The following is a 26,702-nucleotide window of genomic DNA, read 5'->3' as shown; positions in this document are numbered from 1 at the left end:
CCGTCACAAGGCCCGTGCTAGCTTCGCCCTTCGAAACCAGAAGAGGCCGAACAATGCCCATCCCCGTTCTACGACCGCTGGCCATGGCGCTCGGCTTGCTCACCGGTCTGGCCCAGGCTGAAACCTGGCCCGCCACCGACTGGCAACAAGCCCCTGCGCCCAGTAGTGCCGCCGTGAAGGCGCTCGAATCCTATGCCTTCCCGCAGCGTGACGACGCCAGCCGCAAGGGCGTGCGCACCGATGCCGTGGTGGTGATCCGAGATGGCGAGCTCATCTACGAGCACTACGCAGGTCCCACCCGCGTAGACACCCCACACCTCACCTGGTCGGTGAGCAAGAGCCTGCTGGCCTCCGTCCTCGGCGTCGCCTATGGCGAGGGTCGCTTCAAGTTGGACGAGCCAGTCTCACGTTACTACCCGGCCTTTGCAGGCCATCCCGGTGTCCGCCTCGACCATTTGCTGCATTGGGCCTCCGGGCTCGCCTGGCAGGAGGACTACGAGTACGCACCGCTGAAATCCTCGGTGGTGGCCATGCTCTATACCCGTGGCCGGGACGACATGGCCGCGTTCGCCGCCGCGCACCCACTGGATGCGGTGCCCGGCAAGCGCTTCCGCTACTCCAGCGGCGACACCAACGTGCTGTCCGCCACGCTGCGCGGCATGGTCGGGGAAAAGGCCTACGCGGAGTACCCCTGGACTGCGCTGTTCGAGCCCCTGGGAATTCGCTCGGCAATCTGGGAAACCGACGCTGCTGGAACCTACGTCGGGTCTTCCTACAGCTACCTGACAGCCCGCGACCTGGCGCGTGTCGGCCTGTTGATGCAGCGCGGCGGCCGCTGGGGTGAACGCCAGCTCCTGCCAGCGGACTGGGTCGCCTTCAACCGCAAGCCCTTCGCCGAGTACCGTACCGATCCGGCCAAGCCCGGAGAGGCCGTACCCGGCGGCCATTGGTGGCTCAACGTCCAGCTCGAAGGCAGCGCCAAACCCTGGCCGGACGCCCCGGAAGATGCCTTCGCCGCCCTGGGCCACTGGGGGCAGGCGCTGTACGTGCTGCCCAGCCAGAAACTGGTGATCGTGCGCTACGCCGATGACCGCGACGGCAGCTACCACCACAACGACTTCCTCAAGCTGGCCCTGGCCGCATTCGCCCCGGAGGTGCAGCCGTGATCGCCCGTCGTCCCGTTCTCAGCCTGCTGGTGCTGGCGCTCATCCTGCTGGCCGCGCTGGCCTGGCAAAATCGCCAGCACCTTGCGGCCTTCCCCGACATCATCAGCGCCTACACCGCCAAGGAGTACTGCTCCTGCCGCTACGTGATGGGCAACGACGCCGATTACTGCCAGGGCTACGTGAAGCAGTACGTACCCACCAGCGGTTTTCTCGACGACGCTGAGCACAAGCGCGTGACCGCCAGCGGCCTCGGGCGCAGCAGCACTGCCGCCTGGGTCAGCCCGCATCAGGGATGCCGCTTGATGTCCAACGCGAACAGTGCTCTCTGAGGCATTCGTTCCTCGCCCGTTGGGCGTCGTGGACTCAAACCAACCTACGGAACGCCCCGACGTCCCCGTAGGTTGCGGCTGAGCGGAGCGAAGCCCAACGCGGCCCTCGCCCCCCCCCCCCTGTTCCACCCTGTGGAACCACCTTCGATTGTTCTCATTTCGTCCTCGCGGTTAGCTGAGGGCCAGCCGCAAAAGGCGGTAGCCGCCCCAACGAGGAGAACAAGAACAATGACCCGTTACGCACACATCCAGGCCTGGCTCGATGACGTAGACGCCGACTTGAAAGCGCTGCGCCAGGACATCCACGCCCATCCCGAACTCGGCTTCGAAGAGCAGCGCACGTCCGCCCTGGTCGCCCGCCTGCTGACGGAGTGGGGCTATGAAGTACACAGCGGCGTCGGCCGCACCGGCGTAGTCGGCGTGCTGCGCAATGGCGCCTCCAACCGCACGCTTGGCCTGCGTGCCGACATGGACGCGCTGCCCATCATCGAGAACACCGGTCTGGCCTACAGCAGCTGCCACGCCGGCCGCATGCATGCCTGCGGCCACGACGGGCACACGGTCATGCTGCTCGGGGCGGCACGCTACCTGGCCGCGACCCGCAACTTCCAGGGCACCCTGAACCTGATCTTCCAGCCGGCCGAGGAAGGCCAGGGTGGCGCCGAAGCCATGCTCGAAGATGGCCTGCTGGAACGTTTCCCGTGCGAGGCACTGTTCGGCATGCACAACATGCCGGGCCTGGAGGCCGGCCACCTGTGCTTCCACGCAGGTCCGCTGATGGCCTCCCAGGACCTGCTGGAAGTGGTCATCGAAGGCGTCGGTGGCCACGGCTCCATGCCGCACCTCTCCGTCGACCCACTGGTAGCCGCCTCCAGCACTGTGATGGCGCTGCAGACAGTGGTTGGTCGCAATGTCGATCCGCAACAAGCGGCGGTGGTTACCGTCGGTGCCCTACAGGCAGGCGAAGCGGCCAACGTAATTCCGCAGCAGGCGCTGCTGCGCCTCAGCCTGCGCGCCCTCGATGCCCACGTGCGCGAGCAGGTGCTGGCGCGCGTGAAAGGGATCATCCACAGCCAGGCCGAAAGCCTCGGCTGCCGCGCCAGCATCGAGCACCGTCCGGCCTACCCGGTGCTGATCAACAGCCCAGCGGAAACCGCCTTCGCCCGGCAAATAGGCGTGGAGCTAGCCGGCGCCGACCAGGTGTTCGAAGCCCCCACCGTGATGGGCAGCGAAGACTTCGCCTGGATGCTCCAGCGCTGCCCCGGCAGCTACCTCTTCATCGGCAACGGCAGCGGTGCCGGGCGGCCGATGGTTCACAACCCCGGATACGACTTCAACGACGAAATCCTGGTGCGCGGCGCCGCGTACTGGGCCGCGCTGACGGAAACCTGGTTCCAGGACCCCGCCGCGCCTTCCCAGGCTTCTGCCACTGCCGCCTAGCCCAACACCAGATTCCGGAGATTCCCCATGCACGCTTCCCAAAGCGGAACCTCGCGCGCCCGTCAGGTGACCGCCGCCGTCATCGGCAATGCGCTCGAGTGGTACGACTTCATCGTCTACGGCTTCCTGTCCAGCATCATCGCCCGCTTGTTCTTCCCCTCCGACAGCGAGTACGCCTCGCTGCTGATGGCCCTGGCCACCTTCGGCGTCGGCTTCTTCATGCGCCCGGTAGGCGGCGTGCTGCTGGGCATGTACGCGGATCGCAAGGGACGCAAGGCGGCCATGCAACTGATCATCCTGCTGATGACCCTGTCCATCGCCCTGATCGCCTTCGCCCCGGACTACGCCGCCATCGGTATCGGTGCCCCCCTGCTGATCGTCATCGCGCGCATGCTGCAAGGCTTCGCCACCGGCGGCGAGTACGCCAGCGCCACGGCCTTCCTGGTGGAAAGCGCACCCGCCAACCGCCGTGGCCTCTATGGCGCCTGGCAACTCTTCGGCCAGTGCCTGGCGGTGTTCGCTGGGGCGGGCATGGGCGCCCTGGTGACCCACAGCCTGTCCCCCGAAGCGCTGGACAGCTGGGGCTGGCGGATTCCGTTCATCCTCGGTCTGCTGATCGGTCCGGTGGGGCTGTGGATGCGTCGCCACATGGAGGAAACAGAAGCCTTCATCTATGCCCAGGAAGAACACAAAGGCGAATCCTTCAGCCTGCTGCGAGTAGTGCGCGAACATCGCCGCGCAGTGCTGGCGACCATGGGCGGCACCATCAGCGGTACCGTGGCCTTCTATGTGGTGCTGGTGAACATGCCCACCTTCGCCCACAAACAACTGGGCCTGCCGCTGGACCAGGTGTTCATGGTGCAGATGCTGGCCGTGGCGCTGATGACCATCATCATTCCGCTATCCGGTGCCTTGTCTGATCGCATCGGCCGGCGCCCGGTACTGTTCGGCGGCACCCTGGCCTTCTTCCTCCTGGTCTATCCGCTGTTCTCCTGGGTCGCCCAGGCCCCCAGCCTGGAACGCCTGCTGGTGATGCAACTGCTGCTCTGCTCGATGATCGGCGTGTTCTACGGCCCTGCACCCACAGCCGTCGCCGAACAGTTCCCCACCCGCGTGCGCTCCACCGGCCTGGCGTTCGCCTACAACGTCGCCGTCATGCTGTTCGGTGGCTTCGCCCCGTTCATCGTCACCTGGCTGACCCAGGTGGGCGGCACGCCGGTAGCGCCTGCCTACTACGTGCTCTTCGCCTCCTTCGTCGGCCTCATCGCCACCTGCTATCTGCGCGAAGGCGCCCCCGCCGCCCTGGAGCGCCGCCAACGCCGCGACCTGCTCGCCACTGCCCGGAGCCTGTGAATGACTCGTTTCGAAACCAATCTTCCCCATGCCACCCTGCAGCAGGAAATCGTCGCACTGGATGCGCTGCCTCTGTCAGAGGCCATCCGCTCGCGCCAGCTGTCCTGCCGTGAGGTGATGCAGGCCTACCTGGAACAGATCGACCGCTTCAATCCCAGGGTCAATGCACTGGTTGCACTGCGCCCGGCAGAGGAACTGCTGGCCGAGGCCGATGAACGCGACCGCCAGTTGGCCCGGGGCCAATGGCTGGGCTGGATGCACGGCATGCCACAGGCGGTGAAGGACCTGGCTGCCTGTGCCGGGCTGCCGACCAGCATGGGTTCTCCGCTGTTCGCCGGGCAGATCGCCCAGCACGACGCCATCGCCGTCTCGCGGGTACGCGCTGCCGGTGCAGTCTTCATCGGCAAGAGCAACGTCCCGGAGTTCGGCCTCGGCTCGCAGAGTTACAACAGCGTCTTCGGCACGACCGGCAACGCCTACGACCCCAGCCTCTGCGCTGGCGGCAGTAGCGGCGGAGCGGCAGCCGCCCTGGCGCTGCGCCTGCTGCCGGTGGCCGACGGCAGCGACATGATGGGCTCGCTGCGCAACCCGGCGGCCTTCAACAACGTCTACGGCCTGCGCCCGTCCCAGGGGCGCGTGCCCTTCGGCCCCACACCCGAGCTGTTTGCCCAGCAACTGGGTACGGAAGGCCCCATGGGCCGAAGCGTGGCCGATGTGGCGGCACTGTTGCGCACCCAGGCCGGCCCTCATCGTGCTACGCCGCTGGCCCTTTCCAGTACCGCCGACCTGATCGGGCCGCTGCAGCGCGATTTCGCCGGTGCACGCATTGGTTGGCTGGGCGACCTGAGCGGTCGCCTGCCCATGGAACCTGGCCTGTTGGCTCTGTGTGAGAGCGCCCTGACGGATTTCCGCGACCTCGGCTGCCAGGTCGAGGACTGTCAGCCTGCGTTCGACATGGACCGGCTCTGGCGCTGCTGGTTGGTGCACCGGCAATGGCTGGTGGGCGGCAGCCTGGGCGCCGCCTACACCGACCCTGCCCGGCGCGCCCGACTCAAGCCCGAGGCAGTCTGGGAAGTGGAAAGCGGCCTTGGCCTCAGCGCCGCCGACGTCTTTCAGGCCTCAGTGGACCGCAGCGACTGGTACCGGGCCGTGGAAAAACTCTTCGAGCGTTACGACTTCCTGCTGCTCCCCAGTGCACAGGTGTTTCCTTTCGATGCAACGCTGCACTGGCCGAAGGCCATAGCAGGCCACGAGATGGACACCTATCACCGCTGGATGGAGGTGGTGATCGGCGCCACCCTGGCGGGTATCCCGGCCATGAGCGTACCGATTGGTTTCAACCCCGCCGGCCTGCCCATGGGTCTGCAAATCATGGGCCCGGCGCAAGCTGACCTGGCTGTGCTGCAACTGGCCCATGCCCACGAGCAGCTCACGCAATGGGTACGCAATTGTCCGCCACCGTTGCTCAAAGAGGCTGATTAAGCCAATGGGCGGCATCTCTGGCGCCTTCGGGTCCCGATCTTGCAGCGTTTTCGGAACGCAAATCCGGGAGGCGCGGCAGGTGGCGGAGACTCAGGGTAAAGACGATGGTGGCACGGTCAGGTCGGTGGAACGCGCGCTGGCGATAGTCGAGCTATTGGGCGAACACCAGGAACTCGGGCTGGAAGAACTCCACTACCTCACGGGACTGCCGAAGGCGACCGTCTCGCGACTGTTGCACACCCTGCAGGAGCAGGGCTGGCTCTACCGGGGACTGTGCGACCGCCGCTATCGCCTATGCTCCCGCCGCCTGTTCGGCAATCCCGCCCAGCGGTTCAGCCGGCTCCTTGTCGAGCAGGCTGCGCCGCTGCTGCTGGACCTGAGCGAGAGCACCGGGCTGGTGGCCGACCTGTCGTACTTTGACGGCGACGAGCTGCATGTGATGGAAAGCTCCATTCCGGAGGTGCTGCGCAAGCGATATCCGGGCAATCGTCTGGTCATAGGGTTGCGGGCCAGCCTGTTCCATTCGGCCATGGGCAAGGCCTGCCTCGGCGAGTTGGACAGTTCCGAGGTACAGCGCCTGGCGCAGCACCACCGGCTCAGCGGTGATGACCTGCTGCAGGCCCACGAACAGACCCACAACCGCGGCTTTGGCGAGCGCACCGAGGGCTCGTGGGAATACTCGATACGGCTGCCCTTCCTGATCCGCGCCGTGGCGCTGCCGATACTCAGCCGCGGCCGCCTGGTCGGCAGCATCGCGCTGCACTGGCCACGGGATACCGGCAGCGTCGAGAGCTTAAGGGAACGCCATCTCGGAAGACTGGCCAGCACCGTCAGCCAGTTGCAGCACAGTCTCGGCTGAACACTCGACCGCCGTCTTGATGAAAAGTATCCGTCGACAACTCTGACGGATACTTTTCATTCACTCTTGAAGTTGTGATTCCACAGCGCGGAACCCAATTGAATTGCCCTTTATTCGCGTGAATCGACAATAGACCACGACCCGGAAATCGGTCTTTTCGTCATAACACAAGAATAAAGGTGATGAGATGTGCAGAGTTCGCTGCGAGTATCTGGCAGGGATTGCCGGACTCTTACTGGCAGGAAGTGCAAGTGCCGATGGCTTTATCAATGACAGCATCACGTCACTTCGCTACAGCCAGTTCTACTGGAAGGAAAACAACGGCGACGGTGTCGGCCCCACCCGCGACGAATGGGTCCAGGGCACTCAGTTCAGTTTCAATTCCGGCTGGTACCGGGACGTGCTGGGCGTGGACTACAGCTACGGCCTGGCCGATGACCTGCGCATCGGCGACGACGCCAACAGCATCAGCAACCTCGAACCCGACGACTCGGTGCAGTCACCTCATGGTCTTGCCAAGCCCCTGGAGGCCTACCTGCGCGGCCGCCTGCAGGGAGACGCAGGCGAACTGGTGGTGGGCGGCGGCAAGAAGGTCCGCCGCTATGCCCAGTATTTCGATGACGCCACCCGTATCCTCCCCGCCGGTACCACGGGCCTCGATGCGGACTACCGCATAGGCAGCCTGAACCTGCGCTACAGCCGGGTGAACCAGTTCAGTCCGCGTAACGAGAATGGCTGGGGCGACGACCTGAGCAATTTCCGCGGCGAGAAGATCGACCAACTGCAGCTGTTCGCCCTTGCCTACCGGATGCCCTTCGGCAGCAACTTGCTGGCCGAATACTCCGAGTCCGATAACTACTTGCGCGCCGCCTCCATCAAGCTGGAGCACAGCTTCGACCTGGGTGCCGGCCGCTTCATCGATCTCTACGCCACCCAGGGCATGCAGCAGGATGCCGGCGATCTGTTCGACTACCAGGGCGTACCCGGACTCTACGAAGCAGAAACCTCCCATGACGCGCGCTATATCGATCTTTCCGCGAAATACCGTACGACGAACTATTACGCCGGCATGACCTACAACAAAGTTCGAGGTGACGACTTCGACCGTTTGTTCTTCAGCAAGGATCACGGCGCCTGGAACAGCAGCGCAAAGTTGTTCTATTTCTTCGGCGTGGAAGATGAGGAAATGTTCAAACTTGTGGGCGGCACCAACTTCAGTTCAATTGGTCTTCCACAACTCAGGCTGGATGTTCACTATGCCTTTTCCGATCACGCAGCCGGTTACGACGGGTTTTCCCGCCGGGAATTCCAGAGTTTGCTGCAGTACAGTTTCACGGGCGTCCTGAAAGGCTTGAGCCTGGTCTGGCTGCACAACGAGTTCCACACCAAGGGCCAACCGGACGGCATCGAGCGCACCACCGCTTCCCGCGGCCCGGCAGGGATCATTACCCACAATGCCGAGCGGTTTTATCTGAATTACGTATTCAGGTTTTAAGGCTGGAGACGCGATCTTCACTTTGAATTGAAAATTTATGCGCGTGTCCGGGCCTCCCTCCCCCGCCCCCTCTCCCAAACCTAGAGGGGTGACTCGCGCCGGCGACGACCTAACAATCCTGAAGCAGCCCGCGACCTGGAACTAAGCAACCATTCCGCCCCTTCAGAAGGCCGAGCGGAATCGTTGCAGAGGGAACGAGCGGCATCGATGCCGCGAGAGGCGAGAGGGGCCCGGCGCAATGATGGAGCGACGGCACCCGGCGAAGCCGGGCCGGATGCAGGGGCAAGCGTACTTGCTTCCTTTTGGGCGACTGCAAAAGGGAGTCGCCCGGGAAGGCGAAACAGTAAGCCAGAGCCCGCTCGGCAATGAGCTGGACTCCCAGGCTCCAGATTGCCAATAACATGCGAAACCTTCCCGAAACCTCGAATCACCCATAAAAAAGCCCCCGAACCACAAGGCACGGGGGCTTTTCTCAAGCAGCTTGGATCAGCGCATGTTCAGCTGCTGCTGCAGGTTCTGCACCTGGCTTTGCAGGGTGCTGATATTGCGGGTCATTTGCGCGCGGAAAGCATCGAACTCGGCGGTGCTGGCACCCTGGGACGGTGCCGGACGGTTGTCCATTTCGCTACGCAGCACCAGCAGGTCCTGCTCCAGGCCCTTGATCGCCTGGTTCGGATTGCCCTGCTTCTTCAGCGCCTCGACATCACTGCCCAGGCCCTTCAGACGGCTGTCCAGCTGGGCCATATCGCCTTGGGCGGCCTTGAGCCTGCTTTGCTCGCTCGCCAGGCCGTCGAGCTTGCTGCCCAGTTGGCTGCCCACCTGGGTCGCCGCACTCTGCGCAGCCTTGACGTCAGCCGCGAGCTGATCGACTCGCTTGCCCTGGCTGCCAAGCTGAGCGCCAGCGGCCTGCTGCTGCTTGGTCAGTTCGACTACCTTGGCCTGCAGCTGCTTGATCTGCAGCTTCATGGACTCACTGCCGCTGGTCACGCTGGATTCGGTGGCGACCACCTTACCGGAGATGTCCTGGATGCGGCCGGCTGCCTCTTCACTGATACGGGCAAAGCTTTCCTGCGTCGCCACCAGTTGCTGCTCCATCAGGCTGATCTGCTGGAAGCTCCACCAGCCGAGGCCACAGAGGGCGACGACCAGGGCAACCACCAGGGCCCAGAGCGGCCCGGTGCTGGCTCCCTTGCCCACGGGAGCAGCGGCTGAATAACCATTGTTGTGGCGATGCACGGGCTCAGCCACCGGGTGATGACCGAACTCGTCGCGATCACGGGCATCGGTAGTCAGGCTGGGGACATCATCCACTTCGTCAAGAGCGTCGTTGCGCATTGGGGGACCTTTGGAGAGAAACGCAGAACCGCGAATGGCCGGGAGTATACCGGTTCGCACGGCGGTCTTCAGCGTCGCGCCACGGCGGTGCGGGTTGCACTGCTCAGGGGCAGCGACACTCGATTGACCACGCCAGGGCCCAGCAGTTCCGGGGCTTACAGCCTGGTACGGGGCTTGCTAGCCAGTTGCCAGCCCCGGCACGGGGCCATGCCAGGAAATCGCCATCCGGAGCCAAAGGCTCCGCCAGGCTTCTCGCTCGTCGCCATGAAGGGCAGGAGCACACTTCGACCATGGGGGAAGAAGGAGTGGAATTGACCAAGGCTGTGCTGGACTGCATGCAAACCCTGCGGCGCCAGCTTCGAGACGAACAGGCTGTGGATATCCGCCTCAGCCAGCCCGACGCCATCCTGTCCATGCTCAATGCGTGCGCCGAATCTCAGCGCGACACGACCCGCGAGCTGGGCGAGCACCTCAGTATCCTGACCGGCATTCGCCTCAAACCGCCGGTGCTGAGCGAAGAAGAACTGGTTCGCAAGTACACCCAGTACGCCGGTCCCTTGCGCGGTTAGGGCTGCTGAGCGCCCCACCACGCACAGAACTCATCCAGCGCCGTCCAGACGTTCACCCGCGGATCGTAGTCCAGGTACTGCCGCGCGCGGCTGATATCCAGGGAGAAGTCCTTGGCCATCACCGCCACGGCCAGTCGATAAAGCGAGGGTTCCGGCCGCCCCGGCAGAATCCTGCAGACCGACTCGTTCACGAGCGCGGCACTGTAGGCCAAGCCATAGGGAACGTGCCGGGTCACCTGGGGGACGCCCAGCTTGCGCAGCACATAGTTGATGACATCCCAGATCGGCACCGGTTGGCCATTGCTGATGTTGTAGACCTGTCCAAGCGCCGGCCCGGCAGCCAGAAGGCCGCTGAGCAGGGCGTCGTTGAGGTTCTGCACGCTGGTGAAGTCGACCTTGTTCAAGCCGTTGCCGATGATCTTCAGACGGCCTTTGCGCTGCATGGCGATAAGGCGCGGAAAGATGCTGGTATCCCCCGCGCCAGTGACGAAGCGCGGACGGAAGGCGATCACTTCCAGGCCGAACTCTTCGGCGGCGAACACTTTCTGCTCGGCCAGGTACTTGGTGGCGCCGTAATGATCGGAGAAGCGCTTGGGCACCTGTTCTTCACGAATACCGACATGGGAACGGCCATCGAAGTAGATCGAAGGCGAGGACAGGTGCACCAGACGCTTCACTCGCTGCTTCAGGCAGGCTTCGACCACGTTTTCGGTGACCTGTACGTTGGCCTGGTGAAAGTGCTCGTACTTGCCCCAGACGCCGACCGCGCCTGCGCAATGCACCACCGCTTCGACGTCGTCGCACAGGCGCAGCACCAGGTCCGTGTCCGACAAGTCGCCCTGGACGAATTCGGCACCGCGCTTGACCAAATGCTCCACGCCCTCCGGCCGGCGTCCGTTCACCCGCACGTCGAGCCCCTGCTCCAGCGCGAAACGAGCGAAACGTCCGCCGATGAACCCACTCGCCCCTGTCACCAGAATCTTCATCGATGGTCCCCTGCCATGCCTCGTGATGCCCGCGACTCTAGCAGCCCTGATGCCTGCCAGGTGTGGCGTCGCGAGCCAATAGAACGACTCTGAACGTTATCCCCGATCATCGTTCCCGCCGGGCCGGCAACGTCACTGCGGCACCAGCCAGCGACTGGCTGCCGCAGCCAGATGATCGGTGAGCAGGCCCAGCAGTTCGCCGCCATGTCGCCAGTGATGCCAATAGAGCGGCACGTCGATGGGCTGGTCGGCAATCAATTCCCGCAACTCGCCCCGCGCCAGCTGCGCCCCCACCTGCTGCTCGGGCACCAGCCCCCAGCCCAGGCCGCCTTCCGTCAAGCGCACGAAGCCTTCCGAGGAGGGACAAAGGTGATGGACGAAGCCGCCTTCGACTCCCAACGCTGCCAGGTAACGGTGCTGCAGCAGATCATCCGGGCCGAACACGATTGCCGGTGAGCGGGCCAATGCCCCCGGCGTGACGCCCTTGGGGAAATTCCGCTCGATGAACGCGGGGCTGGCCAGGGCACGGTAACGCATCGCACCAAGCGGCAGACTGCGGGCGCCGGCCACTGGGCGTTCAGCAGCGCAGACACAGGCCGCTACCTCACCAGCACGCATGCGCTTCAGGCCCACTTCCTGGTCCTCCACCACCAGTTCCATCAGTACCCGCTGTTCGGCGCAGAACTGCCCCACGGCGGCGGCCCACCAAGTGGCCAGGCTGTCGGCATTCAGGGCAATTCGCAGGCGTTCCGGCATGTCGCCCTGCTCGAGTGCCGGCACCTGGCGTTGCAGGTCGCGTTCCAGCAGGCGCACCTGCTGCACATGGTTGAGCAGGCGCGTGCCCACTTCAGTGGGCGCTGGCGGCGTCGCGCGTACCAGCACCGGCTGACCGACCCGCGCCTCCAGCAGCTTGATGCGCTGCGATACGGCGGACTGCGACAGCCCCAGCAACTGGGCCGCGCGCTCGAAACCACCCTGTTCCACCACGGCCGCCAAGGCGGCCAGCAACTTGTAGTCGAACAAATCAGTTTTCCTAATGAGAGATCAGCAAGATTCGTTTTCCTTATACATCTTCGCGCCGCAGACTCGCCACATCCCAACCCGTCGTAGCGAAGGAAGCACCATGGCCGGCGAAACTGCACTCTCCATTCTGATCCGCAACATGTCGCCGCAACTCAACCCCGGCCAGTACGTGTTCTGCACCCTCGAAGACGCCGCCCGCCTGCAAGGCAGCGTGCCGCTGGGCAGTTTCCGCGAGCGCGAAGGACTGACCGTGATCCTTGAACGCAGCGAGGCCGATCGCCTGGGCCTGGCCTACGACTACAGCGCGGCCTGGATCACCCTGGAAGTGCATTCCTCCCTGAGTGCAGTAGGCCTGACCGCGACCTTCGCTGGCGCCCTGGCCCAAGCCAGCATCAGCTGCAACGTCGTAGCGGGCTATTTCCACGATCACCTGTTCGTTGCCAGCGCCGACGCCGAACGCGCCCTTTCTACCCTGCGGGCCCTGGCGGCCAACGCCCAGGCGGAGTGAGCAACATGTGGCAGAGCTATCTGAACGGAATACTGGTGGCGGCGGGCCTGATCATCGCCATTGGCGCACAGAACGCCTTCGTCCTTGCCCAGAGTCTGCGCCGCGAACACCACCTGCCGGTGGCCGCACTCTGCGTGCTGTGCGATGCGTTGCTGGTCAGCGCCGGCGTCTTCGGCCTGGCCACCCTGCTGGCACAGAACCCCGTGCTGCTGGCCATCGCCCGCTGGGGTGGCGTGGCCTTCCTGCTCTGGTACGGCATTCAGGCGCTGCGTCGCGCAGTTAAGCCCGGCATCCTCGACCAGTCCGCTGAAACCGGACCGCGATCGCGCCGCGCGGTACTGCTGGCGGCCCTGGCGGTCACCCTGCTCAACCCCCACGTCTACCTGGACACGGTCCTGCTGATCGGCTCCCTCGGTGCGCAACAGGCTGTCCCCGGCGCCTACGCCTTGGGCGCTGCCAGTGCCTCGCTGGTATGGTTCTTCGCCCTCGCCCTTGGCGCCGCCTGGCTCGCCCCCTGGCTGGCGCGTCCAACCACCTGGCGCCTGCTCGATCTGGCAGTGGCGGTAATGATGTTCGGCATGGCGGCTCATTTGGTGAACGGAATCTGAGTGCGTCGGGTCCAGATGAGATAACCGTGCCAGAGCCCTGGCGGCAGGGCTTAACCACACAGTTGCTGCGTGGTTAAGCCCCATGCCCGATGCTATGATCCGGACTTCGCGGCAATAAAGAGTACAAACTCGCAGCCGCTTTTTCGGCCGACCGTGAACGGCCCCGCGCCTGGCGCAAAAATCCCGACCTGATGATGAAGGAGATAGACATGGCTTTCGAATTGCCGCCGCTGCCTTACGAAAAGAACGCCCTTGAGCCGCACCTGTCCGCCGAAACCCTGGAATTCCACCACGGCAAGCACCACAACGCCTACGTGGTAAACCTGAACAACCTGGTTCCGGGCACCGAGTTCGAAGGCAAGAGCCTGGAAGAGATCATCAAGACTTCTTCCGGCGGCATCTTCAACAACGCGGCCCAGATCTGGAACCACACCTTCTACTGGAACTGCCTGAGCCCGAACGGCGGTGGCCAGCCCACCGGCGCCCTGGCTGACGCCATCAACGCCGCCTTCGGTTCCTTCGACAAGTTCAAGGAAGAGTTCACCAAGACCGCCATCGGCACCTTCGGCTCCGGCTGGGCCTGGCTGGTGAAGAAAGCTGACGGCTCCCTGGCCCTGGCCAGCACCATTGGTGCCGGCGTTCCGCTGACCAGCGGCGACACCCCGCTGCTGACCTGCGACGTTTGGGAACACGCCTACTACATCGACTACCGCAACCTGCGTCCGAAGTACGTAGAGGCCTTCTGGAACCTGGTCAACTGGGACTTCGTAGCCAAGAACTACGCAGCCTGAGACCCGCTCCAGCGGTAAGAGAAACCCGGCCATTCGCCGGGTTTCTTCATTTTTGCGCGTCATTCGTCGTCTTGTTGCGGTACAAGGGAAAAATTGTCGGACACCCCCTCAAGGTCGGACCGGTTCGCACCGACATAAAGGAGAGGGGGAATCGAAAGCGGCGGTCCCGAGAGTGGATCGATGCTTTGAATAGTGGCATACACATACTGGCCCTTTGACGGCCAAGGCCTGTTTGCCAATACTCACACCCGTCTGACGCCTGGCGGCATCGAACAAGGAATCTCCATTTGAAGCTGGATCTCAAACACAGCTTGTCGCTGAAGCTGCTGCGTGTGGTGCTGCTGTCCGCACTGGTTGTCGGTGTGGTGCTGAGCTGCGCGCAGATCGTGTTCGATGTCTACAAGACGCGGCAGGCGGTTTCCAACGACGCCAACCGGATCCTTGGCATGTTCCGCGACCCCTCGACCCAGGCCGTCTATAGCCTGGATCGCGAGATGGGCATGCAGGTGATCGAAGGCCTGTTCCAGCACGAATCAGTGCGCCACGCCTCCATCGGCCACCCCAACGAGCCGATGCTGGCGGAGAAGGACCGGCCGCTGATGGAGCTGTCGACCCGCTGGCTGACCGACCCCATCCTCGGCAAGGAACAGACCTTCACCACCCAACTGGTCGGCCGCAGTCCCTACAGCGAGTACTACGGCGACCTCAGCATCACCCTAGATACAGCCCCATACGGCGAAGACTTCGTCACCAGCTCGGTGATCATCTTCATCTCCGGTGTACTCCGCGCCCTGGCCATGGGCCTGGTGCTCTACCTCGTTTACCACTGGCTGCTGACCAAGCCGCTGTCGAAGATCATCGAGCACCTCTCCAGCATCAACCCTGACCGCCCCAGCGAGCACAAGCTGCCCATGCTCAAGGGCAACGAGAAGAACGAACTGGGCCTGTGGATAAACACGGCCAACGACCTGCTGGCCTCCATCGAACGCAATACCCACCTGCGCCGAGAAGCCGAGAACAGCCTGCTGCGCATGGCCCAGTACGACTTCCTCACCGGTCTGCCCAACCGCCAGCAACTGCAGCAACAACTCGACCAGATTCTCGAAGACGCCGGCCGTCTGCAGCGCCGCGTGGCGGTGCTCTGCGTCGGCCTGGACGACTTCAAGGGCGTCAACGAACAGTTCAGCTACCAGACCGGCGACCAGTTGCTGATTGCCCTGGCCGACCGCCTGCGCAGCCACAGCGGCCGACTGGGCGCCCTGGCACGCCTGGGGGGCGACCAGTTCGCCCTGGTCCAGGCCGATATCGAGCAGCCCTACGAAGCCGCCGAACTGGCCCAGAGCGTGTTGGACGATCTCGAAGTGGCCTTCTCCCTGGAACAGCAGGAAGTACGCCTGCGCGCCACCATCGGCATCACCCTCTTCCCGGAGGATGGCGACAGCACGGAGAAGCTGCTGCAGAAAGCCGAGCAGACCATGACCCTGGCCAAGAGCCGCTCGCGCAACCGTTACCAGTTCTACATCGCCAGCGTCGACAGCGAAATGCGGCGCCGCCGCGAACTGGAGAAGGATCTACGCGAAGCCCTCAACCGAGGCGAGATGCACCTGGTCTACCAACCCCAGGTGGATTACCGCGACCACCGTGTAGTGGGCGTCGAAGCGCTGCTGCGCTGGCAACACCCGCAGCACGGTTTCGTGCCGCCGGACCTGTTCATCCCGCTGGCCGAGCAGAACGGCACGATCATTCCCATCGGCGAGTGGGTGCTGGACCAGGCCTGCCGCCAGCTTCGCGAATGGCACGACCAGGGCTTCAGCGAACTGCGCATGGCCATCAACCTTTCTACCGTGCAGCTGCACCATGCGGAGCTGCCACGGGTGGTGAACAACCTGCTGCAGGTCTATCGCCTGCCACAACGCAGCCTGGAGATGGAAGTCACCGAAACCGGCCTGATGGAAGACATCTCCACTGCCGCCCAGCACCTGCTGAGCCTGCGCCGCTCCGGCGCGCTGATCGCGATCGACGACTTCGGGACTGGCTACTCCTCGCTGAGCTACCTGAAGAGCCTGCCGCTGGACAAGATCAAGATCGACAAGAGCTTCGTGCAGGACGTGCTGGAAGACGAAGACGACGCCACCATCGTCCGCGCCATCATCCAATTGGCGCGCAACCTGGGCATGCAGGTGATCGCAGAAGGTGTGGAAACCACCGAGCAGGAGGCCTACATCATCGCCCAGGGCTGCAACGAGGGTCAGGGCTATCTCTACAGCAAGCCCCTGCCCGCCCGCGAACTCACCCTCTACCTCAAGCAGGCCCGTCGCCTGTCCAACGCTGCGTCCAATCCCGCCACACTCTGACGTCAACCCTCTCCCCCTACCCTTTCCCTGAAGGGAGAGGGTGCTTACCGTGCAAAGCTCAGGATTCGTTTGTGGGAGTGAATTCATTCGCCAAGGGTCGCGCAGTGACCCCGCAGGGTGGATGGCGCCCCCACATTGAGCGCCAATGGTGGATCGATGAAGCGTGATTGGATCTACAGGAGCCCAGTCACCTTCAGCAGGTAGACGGCCGCCACCGCACCGCCGACGCAGAGCACTGCGCCAAGCAGTGCCTGCCAACGGAACTGCCGGGCGAGCACATCTTCACCATGACTGGAGAGCAGGAAAGGGTGCGACTCCACCGGACGACGCATCTGATTCACGGCAGGCGCCGCGCTGGTCTGGCGATGACGGTCTTCGGCTTCGAGGCTGGCGGCCAGGCGCACGCGCGACCACTCCGCTTCGTCCAGCTGGCCATCGCCGTTGCTGTCGAAGCGTTGCAGCAGGCCGGTGAAATCGCCTTTCCATTCGCGGATCACCGCCCCCTGGGCCGAGATCGGGTCCAGACCCTGCCGACCACCGCCACTGGTGCGGAAGTCACCGATGGCGTACAGCGGCTCGTCGGCATGCAGACGCTCCTCGGTATAGCGGTACTCGCCGCCAGACAACCAGCCACTCAGGCCGCCAGAAACGCGGGCACCACGAGGATGACGCTGATGGCCTTTCCAGACTTCGCGGGTCGACGGGCGCACTTCGGCACCGCGCGGATCGATCAGGCATTCGCCAGTGGAGTCGGCCAGGCGCAGCCAGGCGTCGCTGACGCCACTGTCCACCACTCGCCAGCTCTTGCTCTTGCCTCGCTCGCTGTACTCCTCGATGCGATAGCGCCACCAGAGGCAGGGCTTGCCCGTCAGTGGCGCCACCAGTTGGCCGTCTCCATTGGGATGGAGCATGCCGTAGAGCTCCACGTATCCCTGGGCCGCTGAGCGGATCTTCGAGGTCGGGGTATCCAGCAGCAGCCGCGCCTGGGCCAGACGGCGCAGGCACCACCAGCCACCACCGGCAAAGGCGCCCAAGCTGAATCCCAGGCTGATGGCCAGCCCGGCTACATCCACTGCCATGTCAGCTGAACAGGCTCTTGAGATCGACGTCGGCTTTCTCGGCGTCGCTGAACTCCAGCAGCTCGGCAGCCTTGAAGCCGAACAGGCCGGCGATGATCACATCCGGGAACTGCTCGATGCGCACGTTGTTCAGGTTCACCGCCTCGTTGTACAGCTCACGGCGGTCGGCGATGCCGTTCTCCAGGCCGCTGATGCGCTGCTGGAGGAACTGGAAGCTCTCGTTGGCCTTGAGTTGCGGGTAGCTCTCCGCCAGCGCGAAGAGCTGCCCGAGGCCGGCGCGCAGACCGCTCTCGGCCTGGCCGAGCGCGCCGATGTCACCCTTCTCGCGGGCACTGGCCACGGCATTGCGCGCTGCGATCACCCGCTCGAGGGTGGTGCGCTCGTGCTGCATGTACTGCTTGCAGGTCTCCACCAGCTTGGGCAGTTCGTCATGCCGCTGCTTGAGGAGCACTTCGATGTTCGACCAGGCCTTGCCTACCCCGTGCTTGAGCCGCACCAGCGCGTTGTAGAGGATCACCGCGTAGGCGGCGACCAGAAGCAGGACCACGATCAGGGCAACGCTGGTCAGACTCATGCAGGCTTCTCCTTCAGGCTGCGGGTCATGGGGAACCGGGCGATTCTAATGGCATTCGTACAGGGACGCGGAGACCCCGTACACAGCTGTTGCAAAACGCCCGACAACATCCTTTCCAAAAATGAAAATCTTTCGCATTATGTTGCGGTTTTCATTTGCGCAACTTCAGATTGCCATCACCCAGAAGCAAAGGACCTCGCCCATGATTCGTAAGCCCCTGGCTGCCGCCAGCCTGCTCGCCGTCGCCATTGCCCTCACCGGTTGCGGTGACGACAAGAAAGAAGCTGCAGCACCGCAAGCCACCGCACCGGCTGCCAGCACTGCCGCGGCCCCGGCTGCAACTGCCAAGGTCGATGAGGCCGAGGCCAAGAAAGTCGTTGCTCACTATGCAGACCTCGCCCTGGCCGTCTTCACCGACGCCCACGCCACCGGCGCAAACCTGCAGAAAGCCGTTGACGCATTCCTCGCCAAGCCCGACGTCGACACCCTGAAGGCAGCCCGTGAAGCCTGGCTGGCCGCCCGCGCGCCCTACATGCAGACCGAAGTGTTTCGCTTCGGCAACCCGGTGGTCGACGACTGGGAAGGCCAACTGAACGCCTGGCCGCTGGACGAAGGCCTGATCGACTACGTCGCCGGCGACTACCAGCACGCCCTGGGTAACCCTGGCGCCACCGCCAACATCATCGCCAATACCACCATCCAGGTCGGCGAAGAAAAGATCGACGTCACCGAAATCACCGGTGAGAAACTGGCCAGCCTGAACGAACTGGGCGGCTCCGAAGCCAACGTCGCCACCGGCTACCACGCCATCGAATTCCTCCTCTGGGGTCAGGACCTGAACGGCACCGGCCCGGGCGCCGGCAACCGTCCCGCCACCGACTACGTGGTCGGCGAGGGCTCCACCGGCGGTCATAGCGAGCGTCGCCGCCAGTACCTGAAGGCCGTGACCGACCTGCTGGTTTCCGACCTCGAGTACATGGTTGGCCAGTGGAAACCGGGCGTTGCCGACAACTACCGCGCCAAGCTGGAAGCCGAACCGGCCGAATCCGGCTTGCGCAAGATGCTGTTCGGCATGGGCAGCCTGTCTCTCGGCGAGCTGGCCGGCGAGCGCATGAAGGTCGCCCTGGAAGCCAACTCCACCGAAGACGAGCACGATTGCTTCAGCGACAACACCCACAACTCTCACTTCTACAACGGCAAGGGCATCCGTAACGTCTACTTGGGCGAGTACAAGAAGGTCGACGGCACCACCCTGACCGGCCCGAGCCTGTCCTCCCTGGTGGCCAAGGCTGATGCTCAGACCGACACCACCCTGAAGGCCGACCTGGAAGCCACCGAAGGCAAGCTGCAAGCCCTGGTGGACAGCGCCAACAAGGGCGTGCATTTCGACCAGCTGATTGCCGCCGACAATACCGCCGGCCAGCAACTGGTGCGTGACGCCATCGCCTCTCTTGTCAAACAGACCGGTGCCATCGAGGATGCCGCTGGCAAACTCGGCATCACCGACCTGAAGCCGGACAACGCCGATCACCAGTTCTGATCGACACAGCGGTAGCAGGAAGCGGATGCGGCCCAGTGCCGCATCCGCTTTTTTGTGCCTGAAGTTCCGTGCGTTTCCTTGTAGGGGCGAATTCATTCGCCAAGGGTGGCGCAGCCGCCCCTGCGCGGCTTCGGGGCAGGACTTCGTCCTGCTTGGCGATTGAAATCGCCCCCACAAGGATGTCTACGGACTCCGGCCAAGAATGCAAGACAAACGCAAATCCCTCTTATTCAGAGCCCCCAGTCCTGATAAGCTTGCCGGCCTGTTTATTTGCCGACCGGACCCCGCCAATGCTCGCTCCACCGGCCTTTCGCCGCCTGTCGCCCCTGCTGCTGGCCCTTGGCCTCAGTGCCTGTGACGACGCGCCGCGGTTCACCCAGGCCGAACCCGGCGAGCACCTTTCCGGCGGAGCTGCTTCGGTCCGCCAGTTCGACCACAACGCCTTTTCCATGCCCTCGGGCAACCTGACGCCCTCGCGCAGGCTGGACTTCAGCGTGGGTAACAGCTTTTTCCGCAACCCCTGGGTTATCGCGCCCTCCACCACCACGGCGCGTGACGGCCTCGGCCCCCTGTTCAATACCAATGCCTGCCAGAACTGCCACGTGAAAGACGGTCGCGGCCATCCGCCGGAACCAGGTGCAAGCAACGCCGTGTCGATGCTGGTACGCCTGTCGATTCCGGCTGACGCCTCGGCCGAACACGCAAGGCAGCTCGAACGTCTGGGCGTGGTGCCGGAACCCGTTTACGGCGGCCAGCTGCAGGACGTATCGATTCCCGGCCTCGAGCCCGAGGGCAAAGTGCGGGTCAGCTACGACACCGTTCCAGTGACCTTTGCCGACGGCACGACTTTAGAGCTGCGCAAGCCGCGCCTGGAAATCACCCAACTCGGTTATGGCGCGATGCATCCCGATACGTTGTTCTCCGCACGCGTCGCCCCGCCGATGATCGGCCTGGGCCTGCTCGAGGCGATCCCCGAAGCGGCGATTCTCGCCAATGCGGACCCGGACGACACCGATGGTAATGGTGTCCGCGGCCGCGCCAACCAGGTCTGGGACGATGTCGCCGGCAAGACGGTGCTCGGTCGCTTCGGCTGGAAGGCCGGGCAGCCGAATCTGAATCAACAGAATTTTCACGCTTTCTCTGGTGATATGGGCCTTACCACCAACGCCCTGTCGAAGGACGATTGCACGGCAGCACAGACCGCCTGCAAGACCACGGTGAATGGTGGAGAGCCGGAAGTCAGCGATAACATCCTGTCCCTCGTATTGTTCTACACCCGCAACCTGGCCGTACCGGCCCGCCGCGACGTGGATAGTGCGCAAGTACTGGAAGGCAAGGGCCTGTTCCACCGGGCTGGCTGCCAGTCCTGTCATACCCCAAGTTTCACCACTGCGGCCGATGCCGCCGAACCCGAGCTGGCCAACCAGGTGATCCGTCCATACAGCGACCTGCTGCTCCACGACATGGGCGAGGGCCTGGCCGACGGCCGCGCTGAGTTCCAGGCCACTGGCCGCGACTGGCGCACCCCGCCGCTCTGGGGCATCGGGCTGACCGAAACCGTGAGCGGCCACACCCAGTTCCTGCACGACGGCCGCGCACGCAACCTGCTGGAGGCCATTCTCTGGCACGGAGGCGAAGCGGAAGCGGCGAAGCAGAAGGTCCTGAAATACGATGCCGGACAGCGTGCCGCGCTGCTGGCTTTCCTGAATTCTCTATAAGGAGCCCTGCATGTTCCGTCCCAAACTGCTGTTCACCAGCCTCGCCGCCCTGGCCCTGGGCGCCTGCGCCCCGCAGGACCCCCAGGCGCAGACCGCCTCGGCCCTGGCCAAGGACGTGATCCTGCCAACCTACAGCCGTTGGGTCGATGCGGACCGCCAACTCGCCGCAAGCGCCCTGGCCTTCTGCTCCGGCAAGGAGGATCTGGCCAAGGCCCGCGCCGACTTCCTTGCCGCGCAAAAAGCCTGGGCTGAACTTCAGCCGTTGATGGTGGGCCCGCTGGCCGAAGGCAACCGCGCCTGGCAGGTGCAGTTCTGGCCGGACAAGAAGAATCTGGTCGGCCGCCAGGTGGAACAGCTGATCAAGGCCCAGCCCAACCTCGACGCCACCTCCCTGGCCAAGGCCAGCGTGGTGGTCCAGGGCCTTTCGGCCTACGAATACATCCTCTTCGACAGCAACCTGGACATGGCCGACGGCGCCCAGAAAGCACGCTACTGCCCGCTGCTGCAAGCCATCGGCGAGCGTCAGAAGACCCTGGCCGAGGAGATCCTCACCCGCTGGAACAGCAAGGACGGCATGCTCGACCAGTTGAGCAAGTTCCCCAACCAGCGCTACGCGGATTCCCACGAGGCCATCTCCGAGCTGCTGCGCGTCCAGGTCACCGCCCTGGACACCCTGAAGAAGAAACTCGGCACACCTATGGGTCGCCAGACCAAGAGCCTTCCGCAGCCGATGCAGGCCGACGGCTGGCGCAGCGACTCTTCCCTGGAAAGCCTGAGCGCTAGCCTGGCCAGCGCCGAAGCCCTCTGGCTGGGCAAGGACAAACATGGCATCCGCAGCCTGCTGGGTGACGACCAGAAGGCCTTGGCCGAGAAGATCGACGCTGGCTACAGCGAAGCGCGCGGCAAGCTGGCCGCCGTCAAGCAGCCGCTCAGCGAATTGCTGGCCAGCGAAGACGGCCTCAAGCAGCTCAATGACTTCTACGACAGCCTCGACCGCGTACAGCGCCTCCACTCCGGCGAGCTGGCCAAGGCCCTGAATGTACAGCTCGGCTTCAACGCCAACGACGGTGACTGAAATGCTCCGGCGCCAGGTCCTCACCCTCGCCAGCCTGCTACTCGGTGCCGTTGGCATCGGCGGCTGGACCCTGAGCCGCAAGGGCGAATCGCCCCTGCTGCTCTCCGCCCGCGACGACGCCGACGGCCAGCATTACGCCGTGGGCTTCCGCCTGGATGGCACCCAGGTGTTCGCTACCCGTGTCGCCCAGCGTTGCCACGACATCGTCGAGCATCCCAGTGAACCGGTGGCGCTTTTCGTTGCCCGTCGTCCGGGCACCGAGAGCTACCTGGTGGACCTGCGCGACGGTCGCCTGCTGCAGACGCTGACCTCGCAGAAGGACCGCCACTTCTACGGTCACGGCGTCTGGCATCGCGACGGTGAATGGCTCTACGCCACCGAGAACGACACCACCGACCCGGGCCGGGGCATGCTCGGCCGCTACCGCTACCAGTCGGGCCAGTTAACCCACGAGGGCGAAATTTCCACCCACGGCCTCGGTCCGCATCAGGTTTCCTGGATGCCCGACGGTGAAACCCTGGTAGTGGCCAACGGCGGAATCCGTACCGAGGCCGAAAGCCGTGTGGAGATGAACCTCGACGCCATGGAACCGAGCCTGGTGCTGATGCGCCGCGACGGCGGCCTGCTGTCGAAGGAAACCCTGCCACAGCAGATGAACAGCGTCCGTCACCTGGCCATTGGTGCCGATGGCACCATCGTCGCCGGCCAGCAGTACATGGGAGATGCCACCGATCGCGCCGACCTGGTCGCGATCAAGCGCCCAGGCCAACCCTTCCAGCCCTTCCCGCTGGAGGACGAGCAACGCCTGGCGATGGTCCAGTACACCGCCAGCGTCGCCATTCATGACGAGCTGCGCCTGGTGGCCCTCACTGCACCGAGAGGCAACCGATTCTTCATCTGGGACCTGGATAGCGGCGCCGTGCGCCTCGACGCACCGCTGCCGGATTGCGCCGGTGTCGGGGCCGTGAAAGACGGTTTCGTCGTCACCTCGGGCCAAGGTCGCTGCCGTGTCTACGACTGCCGCAGCGACCAGTTCACCGCCACCCCGCTGCAGCTGCCGGCAAGCTTCTGGGACAACCACCTGCACTTGGCCGTGTAGGAGCGCGCTTGCTCGCGAACAGTCCGCGCGCACTCTTTCGCGAGCAAGCTCGCTCCTACAGAGGCCCGGCCTTCGTCCGGCACCAGTGAAAGCCCCGCCACTCCTGGCTTCCTGGCACTTCCGTACCCCACAAATTCCCTGTCGCAGCCCTTCAGCGGCACCGCGCCGTGCCGACTATGTGTATGCCTGCCTGACGTACCCCCAACGCGCCTTCCTGGCGCTCACACAACTGCAACATTCGTCAGGTAGAGAGCCACCATCCCTTCCTTTCTCCACGAGGCGCAACATCATGTCTCTGCGACGCTCCCTGCGCGGCCAGATCCTCACCCTGCTCGGCGGCAGCCTGCTTCTACTCCTGCTGATCGCCCTGGCCTGTTTCCACTTCCTCTCCGGCGGCATCCAGTCCTATCGCGGGCTGGTGGACGGCACGCTGGAAGCTTCAAGTCTGGTGGATGAGGCCAACCTCGAATTCAAGGTGCAGGTCCAGGAGTGGAAGAACGTGCTCTTGCGCGGCAAGGACCAGGAGAACCTGAACAAGTACTGGAGCCAGTTCGAAGGCCAGGAAGCCAAGGTCCAGGCCGTACTCGGCAAGCTGCTCGACAAGGCCCGCGACCTCGACGACAGCGCCCTGCGGGCAAAGGTGGAGAACCTGCGCAACGAACACCGCAACCTCGGCATCGCCTACCGCAAGGGCCGTGACGTGTTCGTCGCCTCCGGCGCTGATCCGGCGGCCGGCGACAACGCGGTCAAGGGCATCGACCGCGCCGCCAGCGAGCAGATGAGCGCACTGGTGGCTGAACTGCATGCCCGTGGCACCCAGCAATCCGAAGCCATCAGCGCCGGCGCCGACAACACCGTAAACCTCGGCCTGGCGGTCATGCTGTTGTCGAGCATCGGCATCGGCCTGTTCAGCCTCTGGTTGCTCAACCGCAACCTGATCGCGCCCATCAGCTCGTTGATCGAGCACATCGCCCAACTCAGCCAGGGCAACTTCGGCCAGCGCGTCGATACCCGCCGCGCGGATGAACTGGGCCGGCTGGCCGTAGCCGCCAACACCCTGCGCGACTTCCTCGCCGATACCTTCAACCGCCTCAAGCAGAGCACCGCGCAACTGGACAGCGCCAGCGGCGAACTCAGCGCCATCGCCAGCCTGATGGCCGAAGGTACCCGTGAGCAGTTCTCACGCACCGACCAGGTGGCCACAGCCATGCACGAGATGTCCGCCACGGCCCAGGAGGTGGCTCGCCACGCCGCCGAGGCCGCCGGTGCGGCCGATCAGGCCGACCATTCGGCGCAGCAGGGTGGCGCGGTGATGCAGGCGACCATCCACAGCATCACCGGCATGCGCAGCGAGATCGCCAACACTGCCGAAGTGATCCGTCGCCTGGAAAGCGACAGCGGCCGCATCGGCAAGGTGCTGGAAGTGATTCGTGGCATCGCCGAACAGACCAACCTGCTGGCGCTGAACGCCGCTATCGAGGCGGCCCGTGCGGGTGACCAGGGCCGTGGCTTCGCGGTCGTCGCCGACGAGGTACGTACCCTGGCACAGCGCACTGCCGAGTCCACCGCCGAGATCCATCAGATCATCGACACGGTTCAGACCGGCGCCCTCAACGCTGTCCGCGCCATTGAGAACGGCCAGAACCGCAGCGAGGAAAGCGTTGCCCAGGTCACCGAGGCCGGCGCCATGCTGCAACGCATCACCGATTCGGTCGAAGCCATCCGCGACATGAACCGGCAGATCGCTACCGCCGCGGAAGAACAGACCTCGGTGGCCGAGGACATCTCGCGCAACCTCACCGAGATAACCGCCATCGCCACCACCAACGAGGAAAATGTGCGGCGCACCCAGGGCGCCAGCCAGCACCTGCATGGACTTTCCGGCGACCTCAACCAGCTTACGGGACGCCTCCAAGCCTGAACCGAATGCAGCACAGGGAAGTGCTGCCGGGCCTTGTCCCACGATCAGAAAGGTCCGAATCCTTCCGTAGGAAATTCATCGATCTGATTCGATCTCCAGCGATTCTCACGGCGCATAAGCAGCAAACTGCGTGAACGCAACGTTCTGCAATTTCTTGTCTTTGACTTGGTCTAACTCTGGTACTAAGGTGCTTGCCTCGCCTATTCCCAGGCCACTTTTTCCCTGCCAAGGAACCGGAATATGTTGCTCCGCCGCATGCTCATCATGCTGGGCGTGGTTGCCCTCGTGGTGACCGCCCTTGCCGCCTATAAAGGCTTCTCGATCTACCAGCAGATCCAGCAGTTTTCTGCGCCCCAGCCTCCCATCAGCGTCTCTGCCGAGCAGGCCGTCGAGCAGCCCTGGCAAAGCCGCCTGCCCGCCATCGGCTCGCTGAAAGCCTTCCAGGGCGTCGACCTCACCGTGGAAGCCAGCGGTACCGTCCAGGACGTGCTCTTCCTTTCCGGCGAGAAGATCAAGCTGGGCCAACCGCTGATCCAGATGGACAGCGACGTCGAACGCGCCAGCCTGGCCACCGCGGAAGCCGAACTGTCCCTGGCCCGCGTCGAGTTCGAACGCGGCCGCAGCCTGGTCAGCCGGCAGAACATCTCCAAGAGCGAGTTCGACCGCCTGTCTTCGGAACTCCAGGCCGCCACTGGCAAGGTTGCCCAGCTCAAAGCCCTGATGGACAAGAAGCGCATCGTCGCGCCCTTCGCCGGCACCATCGGCATCCGCCAGGTCGACGTCGGCGATTTCCTCTCCTCGGGCACCATCATCGCCACCCTGCAGGACCTGAACACCCTGTTCGTCGACTTCTTCCTGCCGGAGCAATCCGCTCCGCTGCTGAAAGTCGGACAGAAGGTGCGCATCAGCGTCGCCGCGTTCCCTGGCGAATCCTTCGAAGGCGACATCGCCGCGCTCAACCCCAAGGTCGAGGAAGCCACCCGCAACCTGCAGGTGCGCGCGATGCTGCAGAACCCCGACGGCAAGTTGCTGCCGGGCATGTTCGCCAACCTCGAAGTGCTGCTGCCGGGCGACCAGGAGCGCGTGGTGGTTTCGGAAAGCGCGATCACCTACACCCTCTACGGCAACTCCGTGTATGTGATCGACGAGAAGAAGAATGCCGAGGGCCAGACCGAGAAAGACCAGGACGGTCAGCCTCAGTTGGTGGTGGAGCGCCGCTTCGTTGAAACCGGCGAACATCGCGATGGCAAGGTCGTGATTCTCAAGGGCCTCCAGGCTGGCGAGCAGGTGGTGACGTCCGGCCAGCTCAAGCTGGATAACGGCTCCCACGTCGCCATCGCGCCCGACCAGACCCTGTCCAGCCCCCCGGACAAACAAGCCCGCGCCCAATAAGCGGCA

General features: G+C 64.2%; 23 protein-coding genes. 18 read left to right on the top strand and 5 right to left on the bottom strand.

The window, feature by feature from the left end; genetic code table 11:
• The first annotated feature begins 53 nt into the window (after positions 1-53).
• The 7 genes from E8E75_RS06180 to E8E75_RS06150 all read left to right on the top strand — a co-directional run bounded on the left by E8E75_RS06180 (position 54) and on the right by E8E75_RS06150 (position 8,124).
• Positions 54-1,166, top strand: coding sequence for a serine hydrolase (locus tag E8E75_RS06180; RefSeq protein ID WP_120654741.1), 1,113 nt, complete (start codon positions 54-56; stop codon positions 1,164-1,166).
• Positions 1,163-1,495, top strand: a complete 333-nt coding sequence (locus E8E75_RS06175) for an amidase (RefSeq protein WP_120654740.1) — start codon at positions 1,163-1,165, stop codon at positions 1,493-1,495. Before E8E75_RS06180 ends, E8E75_RS06175 begins: the two co-directional genes overlap by 4 nt.
• A gap of 228 nt (positions 1,496-1,723) precedes the next feature.
• Entirely contained in the window at positions 1,724-2,935 is a 1,212-nt protein-coding gene (locus tag E8E75_RS06170) for a M20 aminoacylase family protein (RefSeq protein WP_120654739.1), read from the top strand.
• Positions 2,936-2,962: 27 nt separating this feature from the next.
• On the top strand, positions 2,963-4,288 hold the full coding sequence (locus E8E75_RS06165) for a citrate-proton symporter (protein ID WP_120654738.1): 1,326 nt from the start codon (positions 2,963-2,965) through the stop codon (positions 4,286-4,288).
• On the top strand, positions 4,289-5,770 hold the full coding sequence (locus tag E8E75_RS06160) for an amidase (protein WP_120654737.1): 1,482 nt from the start codon (positions 4,289-4,291) through the stop codon (positions 5,768-5,770).
• 79 nt (positions 5,771-5,849) lie between these two features.
• On the top strand, positions 5,850-6,629 hold the full coding sequence (locus E8E75_RS06155; RefSeq protein ID WP_280358308.1) for an IclR family transcriptional regulator: 780 nt from the start codon (positions 5,850-5,852) through the stop codon (positions 6,627-6,629).
• Between the two features lie 187 nt (positions 6,630-6,816).
• Positions 6,817-8,124: an OprD family outer membrane porin gene (locus E8E75_RS06150; RefSeq protein ID WP_153918586.1), complete on the top strand. Its 1,308-nt coding sequence runs from the start codon at positions 6,817-6,819 to the stop codon at positions 8,122-8,124.
• A 486-nt stretch (positions 8,125-8,610) separates the two neighbouring features.
• On the opposite strand, the gene E8E75_RS06145 is transcribed toward E8E75_RS06150, so the two are convergent.
• Positions 8,611-9,459, bottom strand: a complete 849-nt coding sequence (locus tag E8E75_RS06145; protein WP_280358306.1) for an ATPase — start codon at positions 9,457-9,459, stop codon at positions 8,611-8,613.
• A gap of 290 nt (positions 9,460-9,749) precedes the next feature.
• Here E8E75_RS06145 and E8E75_RS06140 point away from each other — a divergent pair, with 290 nt between their 5' ends.
• On the top strand, positions 9,750-10,028 hold the full coding sequence (locus E8E75_RS06140) for a hypothetical protein (RefSeq protein ID WP_153918583.1): 279 nt from the start codon (positions 9,750-9,752) through the stop codon (positions 10,026-10,028).
• Here the strand turns inward: E8E75_RS06140 and E8E75_RS06135 are convergent.
• Together E8E75_RS06135 and E8E75_RS06130 are read right to left on the bottom strand one after the other, a co-directional pair.
• A complete protein-coding gene (locus E8E75_RS06135) occupies positions 10,025-11,014 on the bottom strand; it encodes an NAD-dependent epimerase/dehydratase family protein (RefSeq protein WP_120654733.1) in 990 nt (329 codons plus the stop codon). The genes E8E75_RS06140 and E8E75_RS06135 overlap by 4 nt on opposite strands.
• Before the next feature lie 132 nt (positions 11,015-11,146).
• Complete coding sequence (locus tag E8E75_RS06130; protein ID WP_153918581.1) at positions 11,147-12,037, bottom strand: LysR family transcriptional regulator ArgP; 891 nt, start codon at positions 12,035-12,037, stop codon at positions 11,147-11,149.
• A gap of 100 nt (positions 12,038-12,137) precedes the next feature.
• Here E8E75_RS06130 and E8E75_RS06125 point away from each other — a divergent pair, with 100 nt between their 5' ends.
• The 4 genes from E8E75_RS06125 (at position 12,138) to E8E75_RS06110 (ending at position 16,298) form a co-directional block, all read left to right on the top strand.
• Positions 12,138-12,545: an ACT domain-containing protein gene (locus E8E75_RS06125; protein ID WP_120654731.1), complete on the top strand. Its 408-nt coding sequence runs from the start codon at positions 12,138-12,140 to the stop codon at positions 12,543-12,545.
• A gap of 5 nt (positions 12,546-12,550) precedes the next feature.
• Positions 12,551-13,153 (top strand): LysE/ArgO family amino acid transporter, encoded by a 603-nt coding sequence (locus tag E8E75_RS06120; protein WP_153918579.1) that lies wholly within the window; start codon positions 12,551-12,553, stop codon positions 13,151-13,153.
• Positions 13,154-13,362: 209 nt separating this feature from the next.
• Positions 13,363-13,944 carry a superoxide dismutase [Fe] gene (gene sodB, locus E8E75_RS06115; RefSeq protein WP_120654729.1) on the top strand — a complete coding sequence of 194 codons (582 nt, stop codon included), beginning with the start codon at positions 13,363-13,365 and terminating at the stop codon, positions 13,942-13,944.
• A 287-nt stretch (positions 13,945-14,231) separates the two neighbouring features.
• Positions 14,232-16,298, top strand: coding sequence for a GGDEF domain-containing phosphodiesterase (locus E8E75_RS06110; RefSeq protein WP_120654728.1), 2,067 nt, complete (start codon positions 14,232-14,234; stop codon positions 16,296-16,298).
• 173 nt (positions 16,299-16,471) lie between these two features.
• Here E8E75_RS06110 and E8E75_RS06105 read toward each other — a convergent pair whose 3' ends face one another.
• Both E8E75_RS06105 and E8E75_RS06100 read right to left on the bottom strand, forming a co-directional pair.
• Entirely contained in the window at positions 16,472-17,377 is a 906-nt protein-coding gene (locus tag E8E75_RS06105) for a GIDE domain-containing protein (protein WP_153918577.1), read from the bottom strand.
• Position 17,378: 1 nt separating this feature from the next.
• Positions 17,379-17,951 carry a LemA family protein gene (locus E8E75_RS06100; RefSeq protein WP_120654726.1) on the bottom strand — a complete coding sequence of 191 codons (573 nt, stop codon included), beginning with the start codon at positions 17,949-17,951 and terminating at the stop codon, positions 17,379-17,381.
• A 202-nt stretch (positions 17,952-18,153) separates the two neighbouring features.
• Here E8E75_RS06100 and E8E75_RS06095 point away from each other — a divergent pair, with 202 nt between their 5' ends.
• The 6 genes from E8E75_RS06095 (at position 18,154) to E8E75_RS06070 (ending at position 26,696) form a co-directional block, all read left to right on the top strand.
• Entirely contained in the window at positions 18,154-19,491 is a 1,338-nt protein-coding gene (locus E8E75_RS06095; RefSeq protein WP_153918575.1) for an imelysin family protein, read from the top strand.
• A 290-nt stretch (positions 19,492-19,781) separates the two neighbouring features.
• The gene (locus E8E75_RS06090; RefSeq protein ID WP_153918573.1) at positions 19,782-21,209 is read left to right on the top strand and encodes a di-heme oxidoredictase family protein; all 1,428 of its coding nucleotides are present in this window, start codon (positions 19,782-19,784) and stop codon (positions 21,207-21,209) included.
• 10 nt (positions 21,210-21,219) lie between these two features.
• A complete protein-coding gene (locus tag E8E75_RS06085; RefSeq protein WP_120654722.1) occupies positions 21,220-22,284 on the top strand; it encodes an imelysin family protein in 1,065 nt (354 codons plus the stop codon).
• A 1-nt stretch (position 22,285) separates the two neighbouring features.
• On the top strand, positions 22,286-23,383 hold the full coding sequence (locus E8E75_RS06080; RefSeq protein WP_120654721.1) for a DUF1513 domain-containing protein: 1,098 nt from the start codon (positions 22,286-22,288) through the stop codon (positions 23,381-23,383).
• 289 nt (positions 23,384-23,672) lie between these two features.
• Positions 23,673-25,304 (top strand): methyl-accepting chemotaxis protein, encoded by a 1,632-nt coding sequence (locus E8E75_RS06075; protein ID WP_120654720.1) that lies wholly within the window; start codon positions 23,673-23,675, stop codon positions 25,302-25,304.
• Positions 25,305-25,544: 240 nt separating this feature from the next.
• Positions 25,545-26,696 carry an efflux RND transporter periplasmic adaptor subunit gene (locus E8E75_RS06070; protein ID WP_120654719.1) on the top strand — a complete coding sequence of 384 codons (1,152 nt, stop codon included), beginning with the start codon at positions 25,545-25,547 and terminating at the stop codon, positions 26,694-26,696.
• The last annotated feature ends 6 nt before the right edge of the window (positions 26,697-26,702 follow it).

Source organism: Pseudomonas sp. BN606 (genome assembly GCF_029873115.1).
In the GTDB taxonomy this organism is placed as follows: domain Bacteria; phylum Pseudomonadota; class Gammaproteobacteria; order Pseudomonadales; family Pseudomonadaceae; genus Metapseudomonas.
Note: the sequence above shows the minus strand (reverse complement) of the source record. Positions and strands in the feature narration are given on the sequence as shown.